Below are 20,190 nucleotides of genomic sequence, written 5' to 3'. Positions count from 1 at the left end.
CCTTGAAAGAGGGCAAAGGGCTATGAGTAACCAGGTGGGGAAGCGATATGTCATCATCGGCAATGGCATTGCCGCGATTACGGCAGCCGAGGTATTACGCCAAGAGGATACCTCGGCCGCTATCGTCATGCTCAGCAACGATGAACAACCAGTCCTGTACCGTCCCGCGCTGAAGGACTACCTGGCGGGAAGACTCGATGAAGCAAGGCTACCAGCACGCACAGAGACGTTCTATCAGGAGCACGATATCCACTTTTACGCCGACCCGGCAGTGAGCCTGGATACACAGCAGCAGTATGTGCGGCTCAAGAGTGGGAAAAAGCTCCGCTACTCACGCCTCCTCCTGGCCTGTGGAGCGCGACCAGCGCGCCTACAATGTCAGGGCAGCGACCTGAAGGGCGTCGTAACCCTGCGTAACCTGGAGGATTACCAGGAGGTCATGGGCCATCTGCCGGGCGCGCGCCATATCGTCGTCTGTGGCAGTGGCACCCTGGCCCTGGAAACGATTGAGACGCTGCGCCAGCAGGGGCATGAAGTCACGCACCTGGTCCGCAAACGCACGCTCTGGTCAGAGGTCCTGGATGAAACGGCCTCGGACCTGGTGTTACAGCAGGAACGCCGCGATGGCGTACAAGTACGACGAGAGACAGAAATCGCTGAGATTACGGGACGCCAGGGCAGGGTACACGCGCTCCTGACGACCTCAGGCGAGGCCCTGCCCTGCGATCTCCTCATCTGTGCTATCGGCATTGAACCCAATCTCGACTGTATCGAGGGGAGCAACATCGCTCATAGCCGCGGCATACACGTCAACGCCTTCATGCGTACCAGCACTCCTAACGTCTACGCAGCCGGGGATATAGTCGAGATCCAGGACCCTCTTACCCGCCGCATGCGCGTCCTGGGACAGTGGTATCCCGCCATTCAACAGGCGCGGACCGCTGCTTATAGCATGCTGGACCTGCTCGATCCACAGCACGATACGCCTTCCTTCCAGGTGCAAACTTTCTACAACGCCACCTTTCTCTATGGCCTGCCCTTTGCCGCGACCGGACTCACATACCCGAGCGGAGGCCAGGGGCTTCAGGAGATCATCGCGGACCCAGAGCCACGCAGTTATCGCAAGGTTCTGCTCAAAAATGGCGTTCCCGTTGGGATGCTGGGGCTGGGAAATCGGGCACAGGCTCTGGCCTTCAAGCGGGCCATCGATCATCGTGTGCAAATGGGTTCCATCGCGTTCTGTCTCTTCCTGCCTGACTTTAACCTGAACGACTGGCTGGATAACCAGGATGTGCCCCCACCACTCCTGGGGGCAAAACTAGCCGAGAAAGCCAGAGCAGACGCGCCCGAGAAAGATACCAACCCTGTGCCACAGCCACAACCTGGTGCTCCGCCCAGGCCTGCTATCGTGTCCCCTTTGCCTACAACCGATAAAAAGCCAGCGCTCAAGCCAGAAGATAAGCCACAGAGAATCGATTGGTACCTGGTCCCCGACACGGACGTTTCACAGTGGGCACATATCCAGCCCCTACAACTGAGCAAGAGCGAGAAGCTCTTTGTTGGGCGCCAGCCTGGTTCCCACCTGTTGCTGGATATGGAGACCATCTCGCGTACGCATGCCGAAATCTTCTTCACCGATGGGCGCTACGTCCTGCGCGACCTGGGCAGCACCAATGGCATTTTTATCAATGGATACCGCATGCCGCCACGCTCAGTACACTTTCTCCAAGATAACGAAGAGATCAGCTTTGGCAGCCGAGCACGCTTTATCTGTCTGTGTCATACCCATGACGCGCCCGACACCGCCCCTCTAGCCCCTCTAAAGGGAATCTCTGAAAAACTTCCCATCCCACTCATGGGCATGGAAGGAAATACTGGAGGGCTGATGCGGCGCTTCGCCACTGCGACAGCGGGAAGTGTGGGCAAAACCGAGAAGATACCCGCACTCCAGGTGCTCACAGAGCTGGTAGCATACAAAGAGGCGGCGCACCAGCGCTCCACACCCCTGCCGGGCCTGGTCATTTGCCGCTGTTGTGGCATCGCGAACACGCAGAAGGCTCGCTTCTGTGCCAGTTGTAGCGCGCCGCTAGACATAGAGAGCAAGGAATAGCCGATGCAAGGATTTAAAGCCTCTCGGCCAGAAGAGGTGCAGCCAGTTCCAGGTGCTGAGCTACAACGCGCTCTTCGGCCACTGACGCCTGAGCAGCTTCGCTTTGAGATCGACATGTGTATTGGATGTGATCGCTGCATGCGTGCCTGCCCGGTTCCCCTCTCATCAAAAATTAGTATCGCCGAACTCAATAAAGCCACGATCGATGATGAGCTCTCGCCTTTGCTCGTTCGCTTCACCGACGAATGCGTCCTCTGTGGCTCCTGCGTTCCCGTCTGCCCGGTGGATAACCATCGCGACCTGCTGATGCTCTCACTCAAAGAACGCCTGGGAACATCCTGGGAAAACAAGGCAGATATTGAGCGTGTGCGCGATATGCTGCCCAAAAGCTGGAGCGTCTCACAATTGCTTACACGCCTGCGTGAGCAGCCAATGCTCGGCGACGAGATGCTTATTCCTGATAACTACCTGCTACACCTGGTCAATTCCTCACAACTGCGCATCACACAACCTGGGAGCTGGCTTATGCGCGAGGGAGAGTTTGGTCGCGACCTCGTGCTTATTTTGAGCGGGCGCGTGGAGATCTCCTCGACAGGCCCTGGCGAGGCAGGGCTGCCCCTCGCCGTCCTACGCCGGGGCGAATACTTCGGCGAACATGAGATGCTCAGCGGGCAGACGCGGCAGACCAGCGCCTACGCCATCGGCAAATGCGCCCTGCTCGTCATCCCCGAGCAAGTCGTCCAGCGCCTGATGGAGATCGTGCCGGAGGTCAGGGTCTTCTTTGAGTCGCTCCACCTGGAACGCTCCATCGAAGCCGTGCTCAGGCGCCTACCACTCCTACAAGGTATCGCCACCATTGATCTACGCCACCTGGCAGAACAGGCCATTACGCGCCGCTATGAACGAGGTGAGCAACTCTTTGACGAAGAGGACCAGGATCAGCCTGAGCGCGAGACCCTGCATTTGCTGCTGGATGGCTTCGTCAAGGTGGCGCGCAAGCTTCCCCCTGGCAAGAGGCGCAAAGAGCGCATTATCGCCTATCGCCAGAACGGCGACTATTTCGCGGGGGGACTTGACATGCTGGGAGACCAGCGCGCGGTCAAAGTCTCAGCAATCACGCGCACGACCGTGGCCGAGGTTCCACGCCGCGAGCTGCTCAACCTCTTCCGCCGCTATCCAGAGGTCAAAACGCGCTTTCAGCAGCAGCTAAAGCTCTATAATGACGCCAAACTGGCCGCCCAGAGCGCGATCTTTGAACCTTTCCAATTTGACCAGAAACAGCCAGCAACCAGAACTACCTCCAATGCCGCTGCTCGCGCCGGATTGCACGCACTGGTGGACGATGGCGTCATCGAGGGGACCGAGGTGCTGGTCATCGACCTGGCTAAATGCATTCATTGTAATGAATGTGAGGAGGCCTGCGAGCGCCGCCATGGGCATTCGCGTATGAACCGCAATGGCCTGGTGGTGGGCAACATCAGCATTGCCACTGCCTGCCGCCAATGTCAAGATCCCGTCTGCATGCTCTGTAGCCGCGCGGGGATCGCACGCCTGCCCAGCGGCGAAGTCTACATTACCGAGAGCTGCATCGGCTGCGGGATCTGTGCCGAGCGCTGTCCCTACGACAACATCTCTATCGTTGACCTGGAAGAACAGCAGACACAGCGCCAGGGCGACCTCTGGCAAAGCTTCAGCACCTTCTTCTCTAGCAAGAAACGCAAACTCTTGCCAGTCCTGACCACGCCTGGTCCCCTGGACAATACTCCTCCACTCGACCCGGTAGAGGAGATACGTAAGAAAATTGCAGTCAAATGCGATCTCTGTGCTGGCTATAACGACCAGGCATGTGTCCAGGCCTGCCCCACGGGCGCGGCCATTCGTGTTAATCCGCGCACCTTCTTTGGCTCGACCGAAGAGATTCTTTTGAAGTAGGAGCAAGGCATGTCCAGTCTACCTAAATCTCCCTCACAAGCAAATAAAATAGCGGGCCAGCAGACATATAAAAAGCTCTGGCGCGCCCCCGCTTCACGCGGGAAGTGGTTCTGGCTCCTGGGAAGCGGCGCACTCTACCTGTTCCTCTTTGCCTGGAGCGCCTATGCCATCCATAACGGACAGGACGCGGAACCAGCGCTTGATCCCTTCCGCATCTTTGGTATTTGCGCCTTCGCCCTGGTCCTGCTGAGCGCGAGCTATAGCCTGCGCCGGCGCTTTGTGCGTGCCCTGCCTGGGAAAGTACAGAACTGGCTCTGGATGCACACCTGGCTGGGAATCATCACGATCCTGGTCGCACTCCTGCACGAAAACTACGCCTACATTACACACGACTTCGTACAAGGCGCGGGTGACCTGATCCAGGCCAAGGCCGGACCAGCCGCCCTCTTCGCCCTGATCTTCCTCGTTCTCAGTGGCATTACTGGTCGTCTGCTTGACCAGTGGCAAACGCGCCGCCTGGCCCATGAGGCTGCGACCAACGGGGTAGGCATCGTCCAGGGCGTCAAGGAGCGCATTACCCTCCTGGAGGAAACGGTCGAACGCCTATGCGCAGGCAAGTCCGCCCCTTTCAAAGAGTATTGCATCGATCACCTGGCACAGACCAGGCCCGCGCCCAATGCGGCATCTCACTTAGCAACCCGCCAGGCCGCGCTCCCCTCTGGCGAGCGACATGACTTCCAACGCGCCGCCGAGGCTCTCAGAGAACGAACAAACCTGTTGGGATCGCTCCACCGCCAGCAAGCAGCCCAGCTCTTCATGCATCGCTGGCGCACTATACATATCGTCCTGGCCAGCGGAGCCCTGCTCATCATCTCCTACCACAGCATCATGGAACTACTTATCACCGTCTTTCACGTCCTTCCAGCAGAGTGACAATAACAGTTGAGTTTGTTGGCGGCACATGGCCGTTCCGGCCATGTGCCGCCAACAAACTCAACATAACTAATCCCATGTGCAAGTTACCTGGGTAGTGCGTGTGATGCGTGCTGGCGGCCTCCGGCCGCCAGCACGCATCACACGCACTACCCAGGCGAGTGCCGCAGGCGCGAGAAGTCATAGAAAAGTACCAGAAACCTGAGGAGTAGAAAGATAAACACTATACTGCCATATTACAGATATTTCTGAACCTCCTCCATCCAGGAGGCAAAGAGAAATACTACTGGGAAGCCAGGGGTAGTCATCATGAAATGTACTATTTGCCGTGAGGAAATGGAGCCAGGGGCCATCTTCTGTGGCCGTTGCGGGCAACGCCTACACTCCAAACAAGAGCCGTTGTCGCAGCGGCAGCCAGCCCCCCTCGCCATTGTACCAGGCCAGGCAGGGCGCGGTCTCACTATGGAGAGACCCATAGTACACGCTCCGCTGCCAGGTCCACAAGCCACATCAGGCATAGGGTTCGGCCTGCGACCAGGACATACAGGGCCATACAAGGCATTTGTCCCTCACCATAATGAAATGCAAGCGAAGAGGCAATACGTCACCAGGGAGCTTCCTGAGATCGATCTCGCCAGAAAGGAACTCTCACCTTCCGCGCTACACCTCGCCCTGGCCGAGCCTATCACCGGGCTTCCTCGGGGACAGCACAACACATTCTTTCGCTCCATGCTTATTTTCATTACCATCGCGTTATTGATTAGCTCGATTGGCGTAGGCGCCTATGCTCTGATCAAAACCCGTTCGATTGGCGGCTATCGTCTCTCACGCGACTTTAGCAGTCAGATCCGCACCCAGGTTCAGGGCGAGGTCTCCTTCACGGATGATCCACAAACACCGGGCAAAAGCAACCGCGTGACCATTACGCTCAAGCAACTTAACGCCCCAGCCGATAATGCGACCTATCTGGCATGGCTCATCGACGATGAGGCGGAGCATATTACCCCACTGGGCCAATTGATGCCACGCGGGACAGACTTTGTCCTGCAACGGACGCTGGGAGCAACCAATCTGCTTAGCCTGGGGAACCGCATCCAGGTCACACAGGAGAGTAGCAAGGTCACCGTCCCTACAGGAAAAATCGTCTTTAAGGCTGATTTCCCCCCGCTCGCCTTTGTGCATCTACGTCACCTGCTGGTCCACCTGGACGAAACACCCGGGCAGGTCGGACTACTGGTCGGACTACGCGAGCAAGCGCGGCAGCTCAACGCCCAGGCCACCCTCCTTAAAAATCGCACATTGCCCTCTCAGGCAGTGCACTGTGTCGCACAGAATATACTCAATATCGTCGAGGGAACGCGAGGAGCGCACTACGTCACACTCCCCTCCCGGTGCGCAACAATGCAGATCGCGCAGGCAGGCGACGGCTTTGGCCTTGTAGGAACGGGGGCCTATATCGAGATGAGCCTGATGCATGTCTCGCTGGCAGCCACGCAAAGCGATTCCAGCGCCACCATCAAGCAACACGCCGAGCAGGCACGAACCACCCTGGAAAATATCCGTGAGTGGGCCTCCCGCCTGGACCAACTGGCGATCAATCTCGCTCAGAATCCCTTCGACCAGGCCACGCTACAACAAATTCGCACCCTCTGCGACCAGGTACTCAACGGTAATGGAAATAAGCAGGGTGGGGCTAATGCCGCCTATAACTATGGACAACTTATGGCTCAATTGAACTCCTAGTGCAAGATTACGAAACCTTTTCGGGAAGAGATAAATGTGGCTCATATGCACACCCATAATAGGCACAGACTCGCTCAGCGAGGTGGTGAGCCGAAAGCAGCCCATTGGTTTCGGCCACATTGCGTTTGCCATGCACCCACTTGGGCTCAATTGGATTGAGCCAGGGACTTTTGGTGGGCAGTTGGAAAGGCAAAATCCGTACCCCTTCGTCCGTTTGTTTGACAGCGAGGTTGTGTTTTCTGATCCAGGTGCGCACCATCTTACTCACATGCCAGGAGGCGTTGTCCCAGATGAGGAGCCACTGACGTTTGCCTTGTGCGGCCAATTGCTGACAACACCAGTCCAGAAACTGGATGGTGATCTCACTCACCGGGCGTCCTGTGACAAAACGAAGCCACATCTGCTCTCGCACGGGTTCCTCCGTGGTTCCGTTTTGCCAGAGGACACCATAGCAAGCCAATGCTTTTGGGTCAGGGTCATTCTTTTGCCAGGATTGCTCAACCAAACGGACTGGGTACTCTGGATCTTGCCAGGTGTGAAGGCGTGGAAGAGCAAATCGGCTCCACCAGACCTCGTCGAGGAAGCCAATGGCCCAATCAGAGCGGGGTTGAGCGTACGCGATCAAGCGGTCACGAGCCTTTTTTTTCGTGCATACTGCGGATCGGGGCTGGTAATCCAGTGCTTGGCTCGTTTCCAACTGACGCCCAAGCGCTTGAGCGCGCGGCGGACACTGGCAGCAGTGGTCGGGGCAGCTACGAGTCCTTGTGACAAGCAGATTTGCGCCACCAGTGGGAGAGACCAGAGATTGCGCTCGATACCAAAATCGCGCGGGCTGCGATGGAGCAGATCGCGCAAGGCTGGCAGATTCTCGTCGGCAATGCTGGTGCGTAGCCGATGAGGGCGACAGGACTCCTTCTTGAGCACGTCGAGCCCCTGCTCGTTGAAGTCTTTGATCACATTGCGCACTGTCTGGTCGTCGCAGCCCAGCTGCCGCGCAATGGCGATGGCTCGCTCTCCACGGGCTGAAGCCAGAAGGATCTGGCAACGGCGTAGCACAAAGGCTGAGCCGGAGCGTAAGTGAGCCTCGATATGGGCTCGCTCGGATTCGGTGAGTGGTCGAATGAAAATGGGTTGCATACCTTCTCATATCGGCTACTTTCCTACTTTCTTTTGGACGATTGCACTAGCTCCCAACTCTTAGCTCCCCTTTTAGGGGAGAATAAGATCCTGCCCTTCAGCGATGGCAAAGCGGGACCGCGACAGTATACTTGCTCTTAGATCGGAGAAAATACTTCTTCATAATAAGCGATTTGAGGTGAGAGCATATGCCGCAGCAATATAGCAGTAATTATATAATCATTAGCAATATCCTCACCAAATTGCAGCTTGCACATCGCACCCAGGCTGTTATCTATGCCTTGAAAAAGGGCTTGATCTCGCTGTATGAAATTGATTTACCTTGATGCCCCTACTACTTTTTATTTGTTTTTTCTTTTGAATGGTTCGCCCCTTGTGCTATGATCTTAATTAAGAAGAAATTTTCCTACGGAGGAGGGAACCATTCAGCTATGAACTACTTTGCAGATGCAGACGTGGCGCGACGCTATGCCACATTCCGGCCCTACTTTCACCCTCTTGTGATCTCCAAGGTCCAGAACGCGCTTCACCTGGACACACCTGTCAAAAAGGCGCTCGACGTGGCCTGTGGAACGGGACAATCTACCCGCGCGCTCAAACATATCGCGGACCAGGTGATTGGCTGTGATCTCTCGCCAGAAATGCTTGCTGCCGCCACGGAGCTGCCAGGTGTGAGCTATATCCTGGCTCCAGCTGAGCAACTGCCGTTTGATGGCGCAAGCATCGACCTGATCACCATCTCGTCTGCCTTCCACTGGGTGGATCGTATGCGCTTCCTGCCTGAAGCCGCGCGAGTCCTCCGTTCTGGTGGCTGGCTGGTAATCTATGACAACAACTTTGAAGGGTCGATGCGCGAAAATCAGGCCTTTGAACAATGGGTAGCCCAGCAATATCTTACCCAGTACCCCGTTACTCCCCGCGAAAATAAACCCCTTGACCCACATGTCCTGGCCGAGCATGGTCTGCGCTTCATCCGAGAGGAGCGCTATGTCAACGAAGTACTCTTCACCAAAGAGGATTTAGTAAGATACTTGATGACGAAAAGCCTGGTCATATCTGTGCTGGAGAGAGGTGAGAGGAGCCAGGAAGAGGTCTATCTTTCACTACTGGAGCAGGTCAGTCCCTTCTTTACCAGTGAGCATGGCACTTTCCGCTTCAGTGGCTACATCTGGTATATCCAGAAGGAGAACACTACTCGGGCGGCCGATAGGTAACGGGCCAGTAGTAGGGAATATCGTCAGAGATCTCCCAGCCAAATTGGCTGTAGTAGAGCCAATCTTTACGCAGCAGATTTGATTTATGGGAATCGTGCAGGCGTGGGTCACCAAGCCACCAGGGATATTGAATATGCTGCTCATCCAGGTGGTGATGTAGCTTCATGTTTTTGTAACCACGACGCTCCCACTCGGTCAACATTGTATTAAGATACTCGCGCAGCGCGGTAGCATAGCCATGCCACATCATAACGGCAGGATGATGCCGCCACGCGCCCAGGTAGTCTGGCGTCGTAATGATCTTCAGGATTTGAGATGCCTCTACCCGCTGCTTTCCCAGGCGCCTGGAGTCCAGCACCCGGGCCGTCTCCTCAAAAGAGGCATAAGGGAGGAACGTCTGCATACGCGCCTGCTCTCTCCTTCCACAGAACACAGCATGGCCTCATACGAGAGTAGCACGCTCCGCCAACCTGGCTGGTCACATATATTTTTTTGTATGATGGTGTTTGTCGTTGAGGGCGCCAATGGCGCCCTCAACGACAAACACCATCATACAATTTTTTTGCGCCGTAGGCGCGAGAAGTCATCTGTCTTGCTCAATGATGTAGAAGGTACCCCAAATAGTCGATAGAAAAGAAGAGAGCCAGCTACTATGCTCACATGGATGGAGCCAATGTAAGATGGCTGGCCTGGGTGGAAGGGATTGGCTGTAGCAAGAGCCAGAAGGCTATGTTAGAATTCGAAAAGAAAATTTATGGCCGCGAAATTTCTCAGATAAATGGCAGGAGATTTCTACACAATGGAAAAACAGACAGGTACAGTACAGGTTAAGCGAAGTTTTCCCGAGATGCTCAAAGGTGGCGTCATCTGTGACGTCATCGACGCCGAGCAGGCTAAGATCGCCGAGGAAGCCGGCGCCTCAGCCGTTATGGCTCTTGAGCGCGTGCCAGCGGATATCCGCGCCCATGGTGGCGTTGCTCGCATGAGCGATCCCGAGCTAATCATCAAGATTAAAGAGGCCGTCACTATCCCGGTCATGGCGAAGTGCCGCATTGGTCATTTTGTCGAGGCTGAAATTCTTCAGGCCATCGGCGTTGACTGCATCGACGAGTCGGAAGTATTGACGCCCGCCGATGAGCATTTCCACGTCAATAAGCATCTTTTCAACGTGCCCTTCGTCTGTGGCGCGCGCGACCTGGGTGAGGCGCTGCGACGCGTGGGTGAGGGCGCCGCGATGATGCGCACCAAGGGCGAGGCCGGAACTGGCAATATCGTCGAGGCGGTTCGTCATATGCGCACCATCATGGACGGCATTCGTCGCCTGCAGAATCTGCCAGAAGAAGAGTTGATGAGCGAGGCCAAGAACCTGGGCGCGCCATATGACCTGGTCCGTGAGATCGCACGCACCGGCAAACTGCCTGTCGTCAACTTCTCAGCGGGTGGCGTCGCAACCCCGGCAGACGCCGCATTGATGATGCGCCTGGGCGCAGAAGGCATTTTCGTGGGTTCGGGCATCTTCAAGTCTGGCGATCCTCTCAAGCGTGCCAAGGCCATCGTTCGCGCGACCACACACTTCCAGGATGCAGGCATCGTCGCCGAAGTATCGCGCAACCTGGGTGAACCAATGGTTGGTATCAACCTGGATAAGCTCTCGCAAGACGACCTGATGGCTCGTCGTGGCTGGTAGTAGCGGAACAGGCTCAGGCACCATGACACAAGGACGCAACCTTTTGCCACGTATCGGCGTATTAGCATTACAGGGCGATTTTGAGGCCCACCTGCGGATGCTGGCCGAGTTAGGCGCTGAGGGAAAAGCTATTCGACTCCCTGAGCAACTAGAGGAAATAAATGGTATAATTATACCAGGTGGTGAAAGTACCACGATAGGCAAACTCATGATCGAGTATAATCTCCTGGAGCCCTTGAGGCAGAAAATTCGGGACGGTATACCGGTCTGGGGAACATGCGCAGGTCTTATATTGTTATCACAAGAGACGGATAATGCGCTGGCAGGCCAACCACTTCTGGCCTCGCTGGACATCAAAGTTCGTCGTAACGCTTTCGGCAGTCAGCGGGAAAGTTTTGAGACAGATCTCGTAGTGCCAGAACTTGGCGAAGCGCCATTCCACACCTTCTTCATCCGCGGTCCACTGGTCGAAAAGGTTGGACCAGGAGTAGAAGTGCTGGCTACGCTCGACGATGGAACCATCGTTGCTGTCCGAGAAGGAACCAGGCTAGGTACTGCATTTCATCCCGAGGTATCGGGAGACACCCGTTTCCACCAATACTTTCTCCGCATAGTAGAGAGCGTCAGCAACTAGGGGCATCAATGATGCCCCTAAAGGGACGCAGGAGAACTGGATGATACGACCGGTCCTGTTTGTGGATCTACCGGGAATCATCTATGCAATGGACCGACATGCTCGTAGTCCAAAACACGGAATTGCGAATTTCGTGTGCTGGCTGGAGCCTGTAGAGAGAGACTCGCTGCCCTCACCTATCCTGCGTAACCTTCTGCCGCTCACCCCAGCTTCGCGAACCTGGATCTGTGAAGACCACTGGCAATTACTCGGTTTCGCACAAATGAACGAACGACCCGCGCGCAAAGCGTGGGATCTCTCATATCTTGCCTCCATGCGCAACAGAAACGTCTCCAGCGAAGAGGTACTGAGCGCGCTGCTCGACTACACCCTAGAGATGGCGGGGGCGCATGGAATATTGCGTATCTTTGCGAAGGTTGAAGATGAGGTGCCTGAGGTAGACATGTTCGTACGCAGTGGCTTCCAACGCTATGCGCGCGAACTCACCTATGTCTATGAACCGGGAACAACTTTACCCGAGCAAGGTGAACAGTTGAGCTCCCTGCGCAAGTGGCATCGCCACTATGCCTGGGGCCTGCATCAACTGTACCGGGCCACCACACCACAGCGTGTGCGCATGGCCGAGCTGCTTGAAAACAGCGAGGAATACGCCAAATTGCATGTCGGGCCACAGCGCTGGTTCTCACCCTGGAACGAGAACTATGTCTGCGACGTTGGCGTGCGCCTGGGCGCCTGGTTACGCATTTGCCGAGGGCATAACACCATACCCCATCGTCTCTCTCTTATTGTCCATCCAGAACATGCCGACCTGGCGGAGCCGCTGTTACGCTTTGGCATGCGCAGGTTACTGGAAGCAGACGTACGCCGCATTTACTGCCTGGTGCGCGAGTACGACTCATGCGTTATTACCGCTCTATGCAACAGTGGATTTGAGCAGTCAACCACCAGGCTGCTGCTCGTGCGACACGTAGCATCACTAGCTACGAGGCAAAGCACAGTCCCCCTGCTAGAACAAAGAGCGGTCTATGGCTTGAAGGGCCTGGGGACGGTCAATTCACGCCAAAAGTTAATGAGGTGATAGAACTGCCTATGCAACATGTGGTCACCGACGATCTTGAGGCTCTGCTAGCGACCCTTCCACCTAGCATCCACGACGCGGTCAATCGGCTAGAGAACCGAAGCGAACTGCTGGAGATCGTAATGGACCTCGGGCGATTGGCCGAGGGACGTTTCCCCGAGGGAGAGGTCCTCTTAAGCAATCAGCCCGTGACCTATGCTGACCTCGAATATGTGGTTGAACGCATCGGCGAATTTGGCGATGATAACCGCGCAGGGATAGAGCGAACGCTACACCGAATTAGCGCTTTGCGCAACCGCAAAGGAAAAGTCGTGGGACTGACGTGCCGCATCGGTCGAGCCGTGTTAGGAAGCATCGCCCTCATCCGCGATATCGTGGAGCAGGGGCAATCCATCCTGATTCTGGGTCGCCCAGGTGTGGGTAAAACCACGCTTCTGCGTGAGATCGCGCGCGTCCTGGCAGACGAAGCAAACAAGCGCGTCGTGGTGGTTGATACCTCCAACGAGATCGCGGGTGATGGTGATATCCCTCATCCTGGTATCGGACGCGCGCGTCGTATGCAGGTCGCACGCACGGTTGAGCAGCACGCAGTGATGATCGAGGCTGTGGAGAACCACATGCCCCAGGTTATCGTCATCGACGAGATAGGCACCGAACTGGAGGCCGCCGCCGCCCGCACTATCGCGGAACGTGGTGTCCAGCTCGTCGCGACGGCTCATGGCAACACCCTCGGCAATCTGCTGATGAACCCGACCCTCTCGGACCTGGTTGGTGGTATTCAAACCGTCACCCTGGGCGACGAAGAGGCGCGCCGCCGCCATACGCAAAAGAGTATTCTTGAGCGTAAGGCGCCACCGACTTTTGATGTCGTGGTGGAACAGCAGAGCTGGGAAGAGGTCATTGTGCATCGCGATGTCGCCGACACTGTCGATACCATGCTCAGAGGCATGATCATTGTGGCCGAGGAACGCACACGCGACGAGAACACGGGGCATATCGCGCTCCGCCGTATCAGCCGAAACGGTATGGAGAACGCTTCCCCCAATGGGATCGGAGGCCTGGGCAACCGTAGCCAGGGCTTTACCCCCAGCACGTTCGAGCGTGGTGATCATTCCGAACGTAGTGATCGCTCAGAGCGTGGCAGCAGCAAGGGGGTGCGTCAGATAGAGCGCCCACGGCGTGGCTCCAATGAACCACCCATGCCAATGAGGGCCTTAGCCCCGACCGGCACCTCGCCCGCTGAAGTCACGACTACGCCAGGCACAGCCATCGAGAGCGAGCCTGAGGAGGATCATAGGACCGAAACCCTCCCGCTCAATCGGACTTTACGTGTCTATCCATTCGGGGTCAACCGTGACCGACTTAGCGACGCATCACGCCATCTACGCGTTCCGGTTGTGATCACAAACAACCAGAAAGAGGCCGATGCCGTGATGACGCTGAAAAACTACTATCGGCACCAGGGAGAGCGCCTGCAACTGGCCGCACAAGACGGTAAACTACTCATCATTCTGAAGAACAATACCGTCTCGCAAATGCAGCACGCCCTGGCACGTATCTTCGACATTCCAGAGGAGGATACAGTCGAAGGTGAGGAGAGCCATCCAGCCTTGGGTGAGATGCACTTTGATGACCCGACCAAACAGGCCCTTCTGGAGACAGAGGACGCGATTCATCAAGTGCTCAATAAAGGGTTGACCACGGCTGAGCTTCCGCCAGCCAACTCCCATATTCGCCGCTTGCAGCACCAGATGGCGACACGCTATAACCTGCTTTCACGCAGTCGGGGCAAAGAGCCCAATCGCCGTGTCAAAATCTTTCGCGCTCGCGACTAATATGGCATAAGGAACCATCTCGCCCTTTAGCTCATTCATCGCGCACAACAGGAAGGACTTCGGTCAGCCCAATCTCTTCTCCAGCCCATGAAAAGAGAGCGCCCAGGCCAGGCCCGAAGTAAACAACAAAAAACAGGCAAACATAAAGTTAGGGAACCAGAGTGGTGTGCTGGTTCCCTTTTTTATGTATGGGGACATCTTTAAAACCGAGGTGCAGGAGGGGCCGACTCTGCTAAAGTACGCATCTACATATGAAGTAGCTCAAGGCTTCCGTCGTATGGAAAACCCGCGACCCTGAATCCATTCATCGCTATCAACTGGAAGGACTTCGGCCTGACCACGACAAGAGGGAGCATCCAGGTCGAAGTGCCAACTTAAATAGGCAATTGAATTGTGAAGGAGACAGAGCGGTGTGTCAAACGTTTCTAAGAACTGATGACAAAGGATGACAAACATCGTTAAAATACCCTCTTGACACACATACTCCTCTCATGTATTATGCACATCGAAATAAATGTAAATAGCTATTAATAAATACCTTTACTTCTATGCTTCTTTTGTTTGATTTGTCTAGCAAGCCACTTCTTGTGAAGTGAAGCATCTTCCAGCGAGCTGAGTCAAAGAAGAAGTAGCTCCGACCGTTTGCAAGTGCGGCGAGGAGTAGGGGGCACCGCAGTTTGCCCTGGACGGCTGGCCGTCCCAACGGATGGTGAATAGGCATATTTGCCATCATTTTAAGACACTGTACTGGTTCCCTTTTTTATATATGGAGGTATTGAGCGTGTGGAGCAGCAGTTCCACACGCTCAATACTTCCATATGTATTTTATTGACACATCTTGACACATACACGTAAGTATAATCGTACATATAAGGGGTGACTACTCTACCTATAAGTACAGCAAAACTGATCAATGAAGACGGGAGCGCAAGGCAAGCGCATACAAGTACATCGCCATGAACGTCACAGCCTTTTGTCTACCATGACATGGCATGTTATAATGCTCTGCAAGTCACAGATGCAAAGCTGCATGGAGAACCGGCAATTACGCAAAACCACAAAGGTCGTGGTGTGGCATGCGGAGGGTTGAAAGGAGTCGTCAGTCTTATGCTTATCGAACATGACTCGACTACAGGTACCACTCGGCTACCTGCCCTGGTCGAGACGCCACCATTACCAGTCACTATCGCCGATATTTGGCAGGCCTATAAGTTCCTCAAGCCTATTATGCATCATACGCCTCTCACGCCTTCACGAACCTATCAGCGGATGACTGGGGCGGATGTCTATCTCAAAGCGGAACATTTACAGCGTGGAGGTTCGTTCAAGGCACGTGGGGCGGCATATAAAATTTCGCGACTTACTCCTGAACAATATAAAGCTGGCGTGATCGCGGCTTCGGCGGGCAACCACGCGCAAGGCGTAGCCATCGCCGCGGCCCAACATCAGATTCCCTGCACCATCGTCATGCCGGAGGGCGCGCCCCTGGCCAAGGTCGTCGCCACTCAGGAATATGGCGCGACCGTCGAGCTCTATGGCAGCACCTACGATGACGCCTATAAGCATTGCTGTGAGCTGCAGCGTGAGAGTGGTGCCACCTTTATCCATGCATTCGACGATCCGGATGTCATCGCGGGGCAAGGCACACTGGGCCTGGAGATGCTCAATGATCTCCCCGACGCCGACGCCATTCTTGTCCCCATCGGGGGTGGCGGCCTGATCGCGGGCATCGCCATCGCCGCACGGGCACTCAAGCCCGACATTAAAATCATCGGTGTACAGGCCGCGGGCGCGCCAAGCTGTCGCGCCTCGCTTGATAGCGGCACGCCGGTCACACTGCCCGCGATCAACACCATCGCTGATGGTATCGCCACCAAGCGCCCCGGCGAGCTGACCTTCTCTATTATCAAGCAGCTCGTCGATGATATCGTCCTGGTCAGCGATGAGGATATCATCAAGGCCGTGCTCCTGCTCATGGAGCGCAGCAAGATGGTAGTCGAAGGCGCAGGCGCGATTGGCCTGGCTGCTCTCCTTAGTGGCGTCGTCAAGCTGCCAGGGAAAAAGGTACTCGTGCCGCTCACGGGCGGCAATATTGACATCAACCTGGTTGGGCGTTTTATTGAGCATGGCCTGGCGGTCTCGGGTCGCTACTTCGTCATCCACACGCGCCTCGACGACAGGCCAGGTGAGCTGATGCGCCTACTCAACATTATCGCCGAGATGCGTATCAACGTCATCGATGTGCGCTATCAACGCATCACCGAGCGCCTGCCCATCATGCAACGCGAGGAAACAATTACGCTGGAGACGCGCAACCGAGCGCAGTGCGAAGAGCTACTGCGCCGCCTGCGCGGCGCAGGCTACATGGTGGAAGAGGCCCAAACCTTTGACGAAGAGCAGGATGCTCGCCGCTAAAGAACTCGTTACGCAAGTTATTCTGTTTGAAAGTGAGATGCCCCTGGCAGCCTGCGGCTGCCAGGGGCATCTCACTTTCAAACAAAAATTATTTATAGGGGTTCGACGCGAATAAGCGGCGCGTTCTTCTGCACCACGTCTCCGCTCTTCGCCACCAGAGCGGTAACGCGACCAGAAACCTCAGACACGACCTCATTGAAGACTTTCATCGACTCAATGAGCGCCACGACCTGACCAACGTGAATCGTTTCGCCAATATTGACGAACGGTGGAGAGGAGGGCGAGGCCGCGGAATAGTACACACCTGTCAGAGGCGCGTTGACCGCGACGGTTGTATCCGCCTTCTGAGCGCGTGGAGCCGGTGCCCCCGCGATGGCTACTGGTCCGGAGACGGTAGGGGCAGAGACCAGTACCATACCTGGATCGCGTTTAATCGTAATCTCCAACTCCCCTTCGGCAAGTTCCAGTTCACCGATAGAACTCCCCTCAAGAACCTGGATCAATTTCTCAACGCGCTCCAGCCACTGCTCATGATTCTCAGTCTTCATAACATATTACTCTTCGTATCGCTTGAATATTAAGCAGGTATTATGACCACCAAAGCCCAGCGAGTTCGACATGGCTACATTGACGGTCGCGTGACGCGCCTCGTTGGGCACATAGTCGAGATCACATCCTGGATCGGGATGATGCAGATTGATGGTCGGCGGAATAATGCCTGTTAGAATGCTCTGGATTGAGATCACAGACTCAACCGCGCCCGCCGCGCCGAGTGTGTGACCCGTCATTGACTTGGTCGAGCTGATAGCAACCTTGTAGGCATGCTCACCAAACGTGGTCTTAATGGCCTGCGTCTCTACACCATCATTAGGAGGTGTAGAGGTCCCATGCGCATTAATATAGTCCACCTGATCAGGGCGCAGGTTGGCCTTCTGCAAGGCGCGACGCATCGCGCGTACCAATCCCTCACCACCGGGAGACGGAGCAGTCACGTGGTGCGCATCACCCGTGCTACCATAACCAACCAGTTCCGCCAGAATATTTGCGCCGCGCGCTTTGGCGAACTCCAGGTCCTCAAGAATCAGCACTGCCGAGGCCTCACCCATGACAAAGCCATCACGTGTGGCATCAAACGGCCGGCTGGCCCCTTGGGGATCATCGTTACGCCGTGAGAGGGCTTTCATATTGTCAAAGGCTGCCATCGAGATAGGTGTCACTGCCTTCTCAGAGCCGCCCGCGATCATGACTTTCGCATCGCCGCGACGAATGGTCTCCCAGGCCTCACCAATCGTGTTACCGCTGGTCGCGCAGGCTGAGACCGCGGCCCAGTTTGGGCCACGCGCACCAGTCATAATCGAGACAATGCCAGGCGCACCATCAACGATCATCATATTGATAAAGAACGGGCTGATGCGATCTGGTCCCTGCTCATGCAGCACTTTAAACTGCTCATGCAGCGTGACCAGGCCACCAATACCACTACCAATATACACGCCGACCTCATCGGCAATATCATTTGTAATCTCTAAACCCGCTTGAGCCAATGCCTGCTTGGTCGTGGCGATGGCGAGCTGCTCGTAGGGATCGTTGCGCCGAATTTCCTTGCGATCCATATAGGGAGTGGGATCGAAGTTCTTAATCTGAGCGGCAAAATGCACTCGAAAGCGTTCGGTATCGTAAGAAGTAATCTCACCAACACCAGACGTGCCCTGACAGAGTGCCTCCCACGAGGAAGCCAGGTCGTTACCCAACGAGGTAACCAGTCCTAATCCGGTTACAACTACGCGAGACACGAAGTCACCTCCTGTAGTTTACATAAAAGAAGTAAGCGGTTTATCACTCCCCACTAAGCCCTAACCGGGAACCGCGCCGCCGGCTGGCTCTCTCCCCTCCCGATACAGTTAGCCAATACCTAGAGCAGTGGCCTCTTCTTGAATAAAGCGTGTATACGTATCCCCCTGGATAAAGCCCTCATGGCTGAGCAGGCGTTTATGGAAGGGGATCGTCGTCGTCAAGCCTTCGATCTCATATTCATCGAGCGCACGCTGCATACGAGCGATGGCTTCGTTACGTGTCTCAGCCCAGACGATAAGCTTTGAAAGCAGCGAATCATAGTGCGGAGGAATTTCGTAGCCCGAGTAGAGGTGGCTATCGACGCGCACGCCAGGTCCGCCAGGAACCTGGTAATTCTCAACGACACCGGTCTGTGGGCGAAAATCAGCATCGGCATCCTCAGCGGTGATGCGAACCTCAATCGCGTGGCCCCGGAACTTGATATCCTCCTGCTTGAGTTGCAGGGGAAGGCCCGCAGCAATACGAATTTGCTCCTTCACCAGGTCAATGCCAGTCACCAGCTCCGTCACGGGATGCTCCACCTGGAGGCGGGTATTCATCTCCATGAAGTAGTAGCGATTCTGCTCATCGACCAGGAACTCCAGCGTGCCCGCGTTGCGGTAACCAACCTCCTGAACGGCGCGAATCGCCTTCTGGCCCATCTCCTCGCACAGCTCACGCGGCAAAATTGGACTTGGAGACTCCTCAAGCACCTTCTGGTTACGACGCTGACAGGAACAGTTGCGCTCGCCCAGGTGTACACCATGGCCATAGTTATCCACCAGGACCTGGATCTCGACGTGGCGCGCCTTGGCGACATAGCGCTCAAGATAGATACCATCGTCTCGGAAGGCCTCGCGGACCTCATTTTGAGCCACGGTGAAAACGCGATCAAACTCCTCAGGCTTGTTGATGAGGCGAATACCACGACCACCGCCACCCGCCACGGCCTTCAGCATCAGCGGGAAACTAATCTCGCGCGCGGCATCCTGAGCTTCAGAGAGCGTGCGCAAAACGGGGGTACCGGGAAGCGTGGGCAGACCAGCCTTGATCATGGCCTCGCGCGCGGATACCTTATCGCCCATGACAGACATCACGCTCGCTGAGGGGCCAATAAAGGTAATATTAACGTCCTTACAGATCTCAGCAAAGCTGGTATTCTCAGAGAGAAAACCATAGCCGGGATGAATTGCTTCCGCGTTAGAAATAAGTGCGGCACTAATAATATTGGGAATGTTAAGATAACTCTTCCCACTGGGGCCGGGGCCGATGCAGATACGCTCATCAGCCTGGCGTACAGGAAGCGAATCGCGGTCAGCCTCGGAGTGAACAATGACGCTGCGTATACCCATCTCCCGACAGGCCCGGATGACACGCAGCGCGATTTCACCACGATTGGCGATCAGAATTTTTCGAAACATATGTCACTAATGAAGCGCGACAGGTTCTAGTAGGGAACACGCGCCTCACCTTACTCCTCTCACAAAAAAGCCCTAGGGGAGGGGTCAATTTGGTAAATTATACCACACCTTGGGAAACAGGGCTGCTCACAGGGCCTGGAATGACCAAATAGTGTTAGCTAGCTAGCATTGCAAGCCAGGATAAGGCGCCCCTCTACCACTCTACAGCCAGAAAGGCT

17 protein-coding genes are annotated in these 20,190 nt (G+C 55.6%); 11 read left to right on the top strand and 6 right to left on the bottom strand.

The annotated features are described in order from the left end of the window. Nucleotides 1–22: 22 nt before the first annotated feature. The 4 genes from KRAC_RS28600 to KRAC_RS28585 all read left to right on the top strand — a co-directional run bounded on the left by KRAC_RS28600 (nucleotide 23) and on the right by KRAC_RS28585 (nucleotide 6,718). Nucleotides 23–2,110 (top strand): FAD-dependent oxidoreductase, encoded by a 2,088-nt coding sequence (locus KRAC_RS28600; RefSeq protein WP_007913318.1) that lies wholly within the window; start codon nucleotides 23–25, stop codon nucleotides 2,108–2,110. A gap of 3 nt (nucleotides 2,111–2,113) precedes the next feature. Further along, nucleotides 2,114–4,042 carry a cyclic nucleotide-binding domain-containing protein gene (locus KRAC_RS28595; protein ID WP_007913316.1) on the top strand — a complete coding sequence of 643 codons (1,929 nt, stop codon included), beginning with the start codon at nucleotides 2,114–2,116 and terminating at the stop codon, nucleotides 4,040–4,042. A 9-nt stretch (nucleotides 4,043–4,051) separates the two neighbouring features. Beyond that, nucleotides 4,052–4,975: a hypothetical protein gene (locus tag KRAC_RS28590; protein ID WP_007913314.1), complete on the top strand. Its 924-nt coding sequence runs from the start codon at nucleotides 4,052–4,054 to the stop codon at nucleotides 4,973–4,975. A 309-nt stretch (nucleotides 4,976–5,284) separates the two neighbouring features. Beyond that, nucleotides 5,285–6,718: a zinc ribbon domain-containing protein gene (locus KRAC_RS28585; protein WP_007913312.1), complete on the top strand. Its 1,434-nt coding sequence runs from the start codon at nucleotides 5,285–5,287 to the stop codon at nucleotides 6,716–6,718. Nucleotides 6,719–6,725: 7 nt separating this feature from the next. Here KRAC_RS28585 and KRAC_RS71745 read toward each other — a convergent pair whose 3' ends face one another. Beyond that, nucleotides 6,726–7,343, bottom strand: coding sequence for a transposase (locus KRAC_RS71745; RefSeq protein WP_007905171.1), 618 nt, complete (start codon nucleotides 7,341–7,343; stop codon nucleotides 6,726–6,728). After that, nucleotides 7,340–7,855, bottom strand: coding sequence for a helix-turn-helix domain-containing protein (locus KRAC_RS71740; RefSeq protein WP_007905169.1), 516 nt, complete (start codon nucleotides 7,853–7,855; stop codon nucleotides 7,340–7,342). Before KRAC_RS71740 ends, KRAC_RS71745 begins: the two co-directional genes overlap by 4 nt. A 188-nt stretch (nucleotides 7,856–8,043) precedes the next feature. Between KRAC_RS71740 and KRAC_RS70290 the strand changes: the two genes are divergently transcribed. Further along, nucleotides 8,044–8,181 (top strand): helix-turn-helix domain-containing protein, encoded by a 138-nt coding sequence (locus KRAC_RS70290; RefSeq protein WP_007913311.1) that lies wholly within the window; start codon nucleotides 8,044–8,046, stop codon nucleotides 8,179–8,181. Between the two features lie 105 nt (nucleotides 8,182–8,286). Next, nucleotides 8,287–9,069: a class I SAM-dependent methyltransferase gene (locus KRAC_RS62690; RefSeq protein WP_007913309.1), complete on the top strand. Its 783-nt coding sequence runs from the start codon at nucleotides 8,287–8,289 to the stop codon at nucleotides 9,067–9,069. On the opposite strand, the gene KRAC_RS28565 is transcribed toward KRAC_RS62690, so the two are convergent. Then, nucleotides 9,047–9,472, bottom strand: coding sequence for an MSMEG_6728 family protein (locus tag KRAC_RS28565; RefSeq protein WP_007913307.1), 426 nt, complete (start codon nucleotides 9,470–9,472; stop codon nucleotides 9,047–9,049). The two genes, KRAC_RS62690 and KRAC_RS28565, sit on opposite strands and share 23 nt — an antisense overlap. A 396-nt stretch (nucleotides 9,473–9,868) precedes the next feature. Here KRAC_RS28565 and pdxS point away from each other — a divergent pair, with 396 nt between their 5' ends. The 5 genes from pdxS (at nucleotide 9,869) to ilvA (ending at nucleotide 16,718) form a co-directional block, all read left to right on the top strand. After that, nucleotides 9,869–10,756 (top strand): pyridoxal 5'-phosphate synthase lyase subunit PdxS, encoded by an 888-nt coding sequence (gene pdxS / locus KRAC_RS28560; protein ID WP_007913306.1) that lies wholly within the window; start codon nucleotides 9,869–9,871, stop codon nucleotides 10,754–10,756. A gap of 22 nt (nucleotides 10,757–10,778) precedes the next feature. Further along, nucleotides 10,779–11,390 (top strand): pyridoxal 5'-phosphate synthase glutaminase subunit PdxT, encoded by a 612-nt coding sequence (gene pdxT / locus KRAC_RS28555; protein WP_007913303.1) that lies wholly within the window; start codon nucleotides 10,779–10,781, stop codon nucleotides 11,388–11,390. Between the two features lie 40 nt (nucleotides 11,391–11,430). Beyond that, nucleotides 11,431–12,468, top strand: a complete 1,038-nt coding sequence (locus KRAC_RS28550; protein ID WP_007913301.1) for a hypothetical protein — start codon at nucleotides 11,431–11,433, stop codon at nucleotides 12,466–12,468. 11 nt (nucleotides 12,469–12,479) lie between these two features. Then, on the top strand, nucleotides 12,480–14,303 hold the full coding sequence (locus KRAC_RS28545) for a R3H domain-containing nucleic acid-binding protein (protein WP_007913300.1): 1,824 nt from the start codon (nucleotides 12,480–12,482) through the stop codon (nucleotides 14,301–14,303). 1,107 nt (nucleotides 14,304–15,410) lie between these two features. Next, nucleotides 15,411–16,718: a threonine ammonia-lyase gene (gene ilvA / locus KRAC_RS28540; protein ID WP_007913293.1), complete on the top strand. Its 1,308-nt coding sequence runs from the start codon at nucleotides 15,411–15,413 to the stop codon at nucleotides 16,716–16,718. A 92-nt stretch (nucleotides 16,719–16,810) separates the two neighbouring features. On the opposite strand, the gene KRAC_RS28535 is transcribed toward ilvA, so the two are convergent. From KRAC_RS28535 to accC, 3 genes are all read right to left on the bottom strand, one after another. After that, on the bottom strand, nucleotides 16,811–17,266 hold the full coding sequence (locus tag KRAC_RS28535; RefSeq protein WP_007913291.1) for an acetyl-CoA carboxylase biotin carboxyl carrier protein: 456 nt from the start codon (nucleotides 17,264–17,266) through the stop codon (nucleotides 16,811–16,813). 6 nt (nucleotides 17,267–17,272) lie between these two features. After that, nucleotides 17,273–18,511, bottom strand: coding sequence for a beta-ketoacyl-ACP synthase II (gene fabF, locus KRAC_RS28530; RefSeq protein ID WP_007913289.1), 1,239 nt, complete (start codon nucleotides 18,509–18,511; stop codon nucleotides 17,273–17,275). Nucleotides 18,512–18,619: 108 nt separating this feature from the next. After that, nucleotides 18,620–19,972, bottom strand: coding sequence for an acetyl-CoA carboxylase biotin carboxylase subunit (gene accC, locus KRAC_RS28525; protein ID WP_007913287.1), 1,353 nt, complete (start codon nucleotides 19,970–19,972; stop codon nucleotides 18,620–18,622). Nucleotides 19,973–20,190: the final 218 nt, after the last annotated feature.

The sequence above is a fragment of the Ktedonobacter racemifer DSM 44963 genome (genome assembly GCF_000178855.1).
Taxonomy (GTDB): Bacteria; Chloroflexota; Ktedonobacteria; order Ktedonobacterales; family Ktedonobacteraceae; genus Ktedonobacter; species Ktedonobacter racemifer.
Note: the sequence above shows the minus strand (reverse complement) of the source record. Positions and strands in the feature narration are given on the sequence as shown.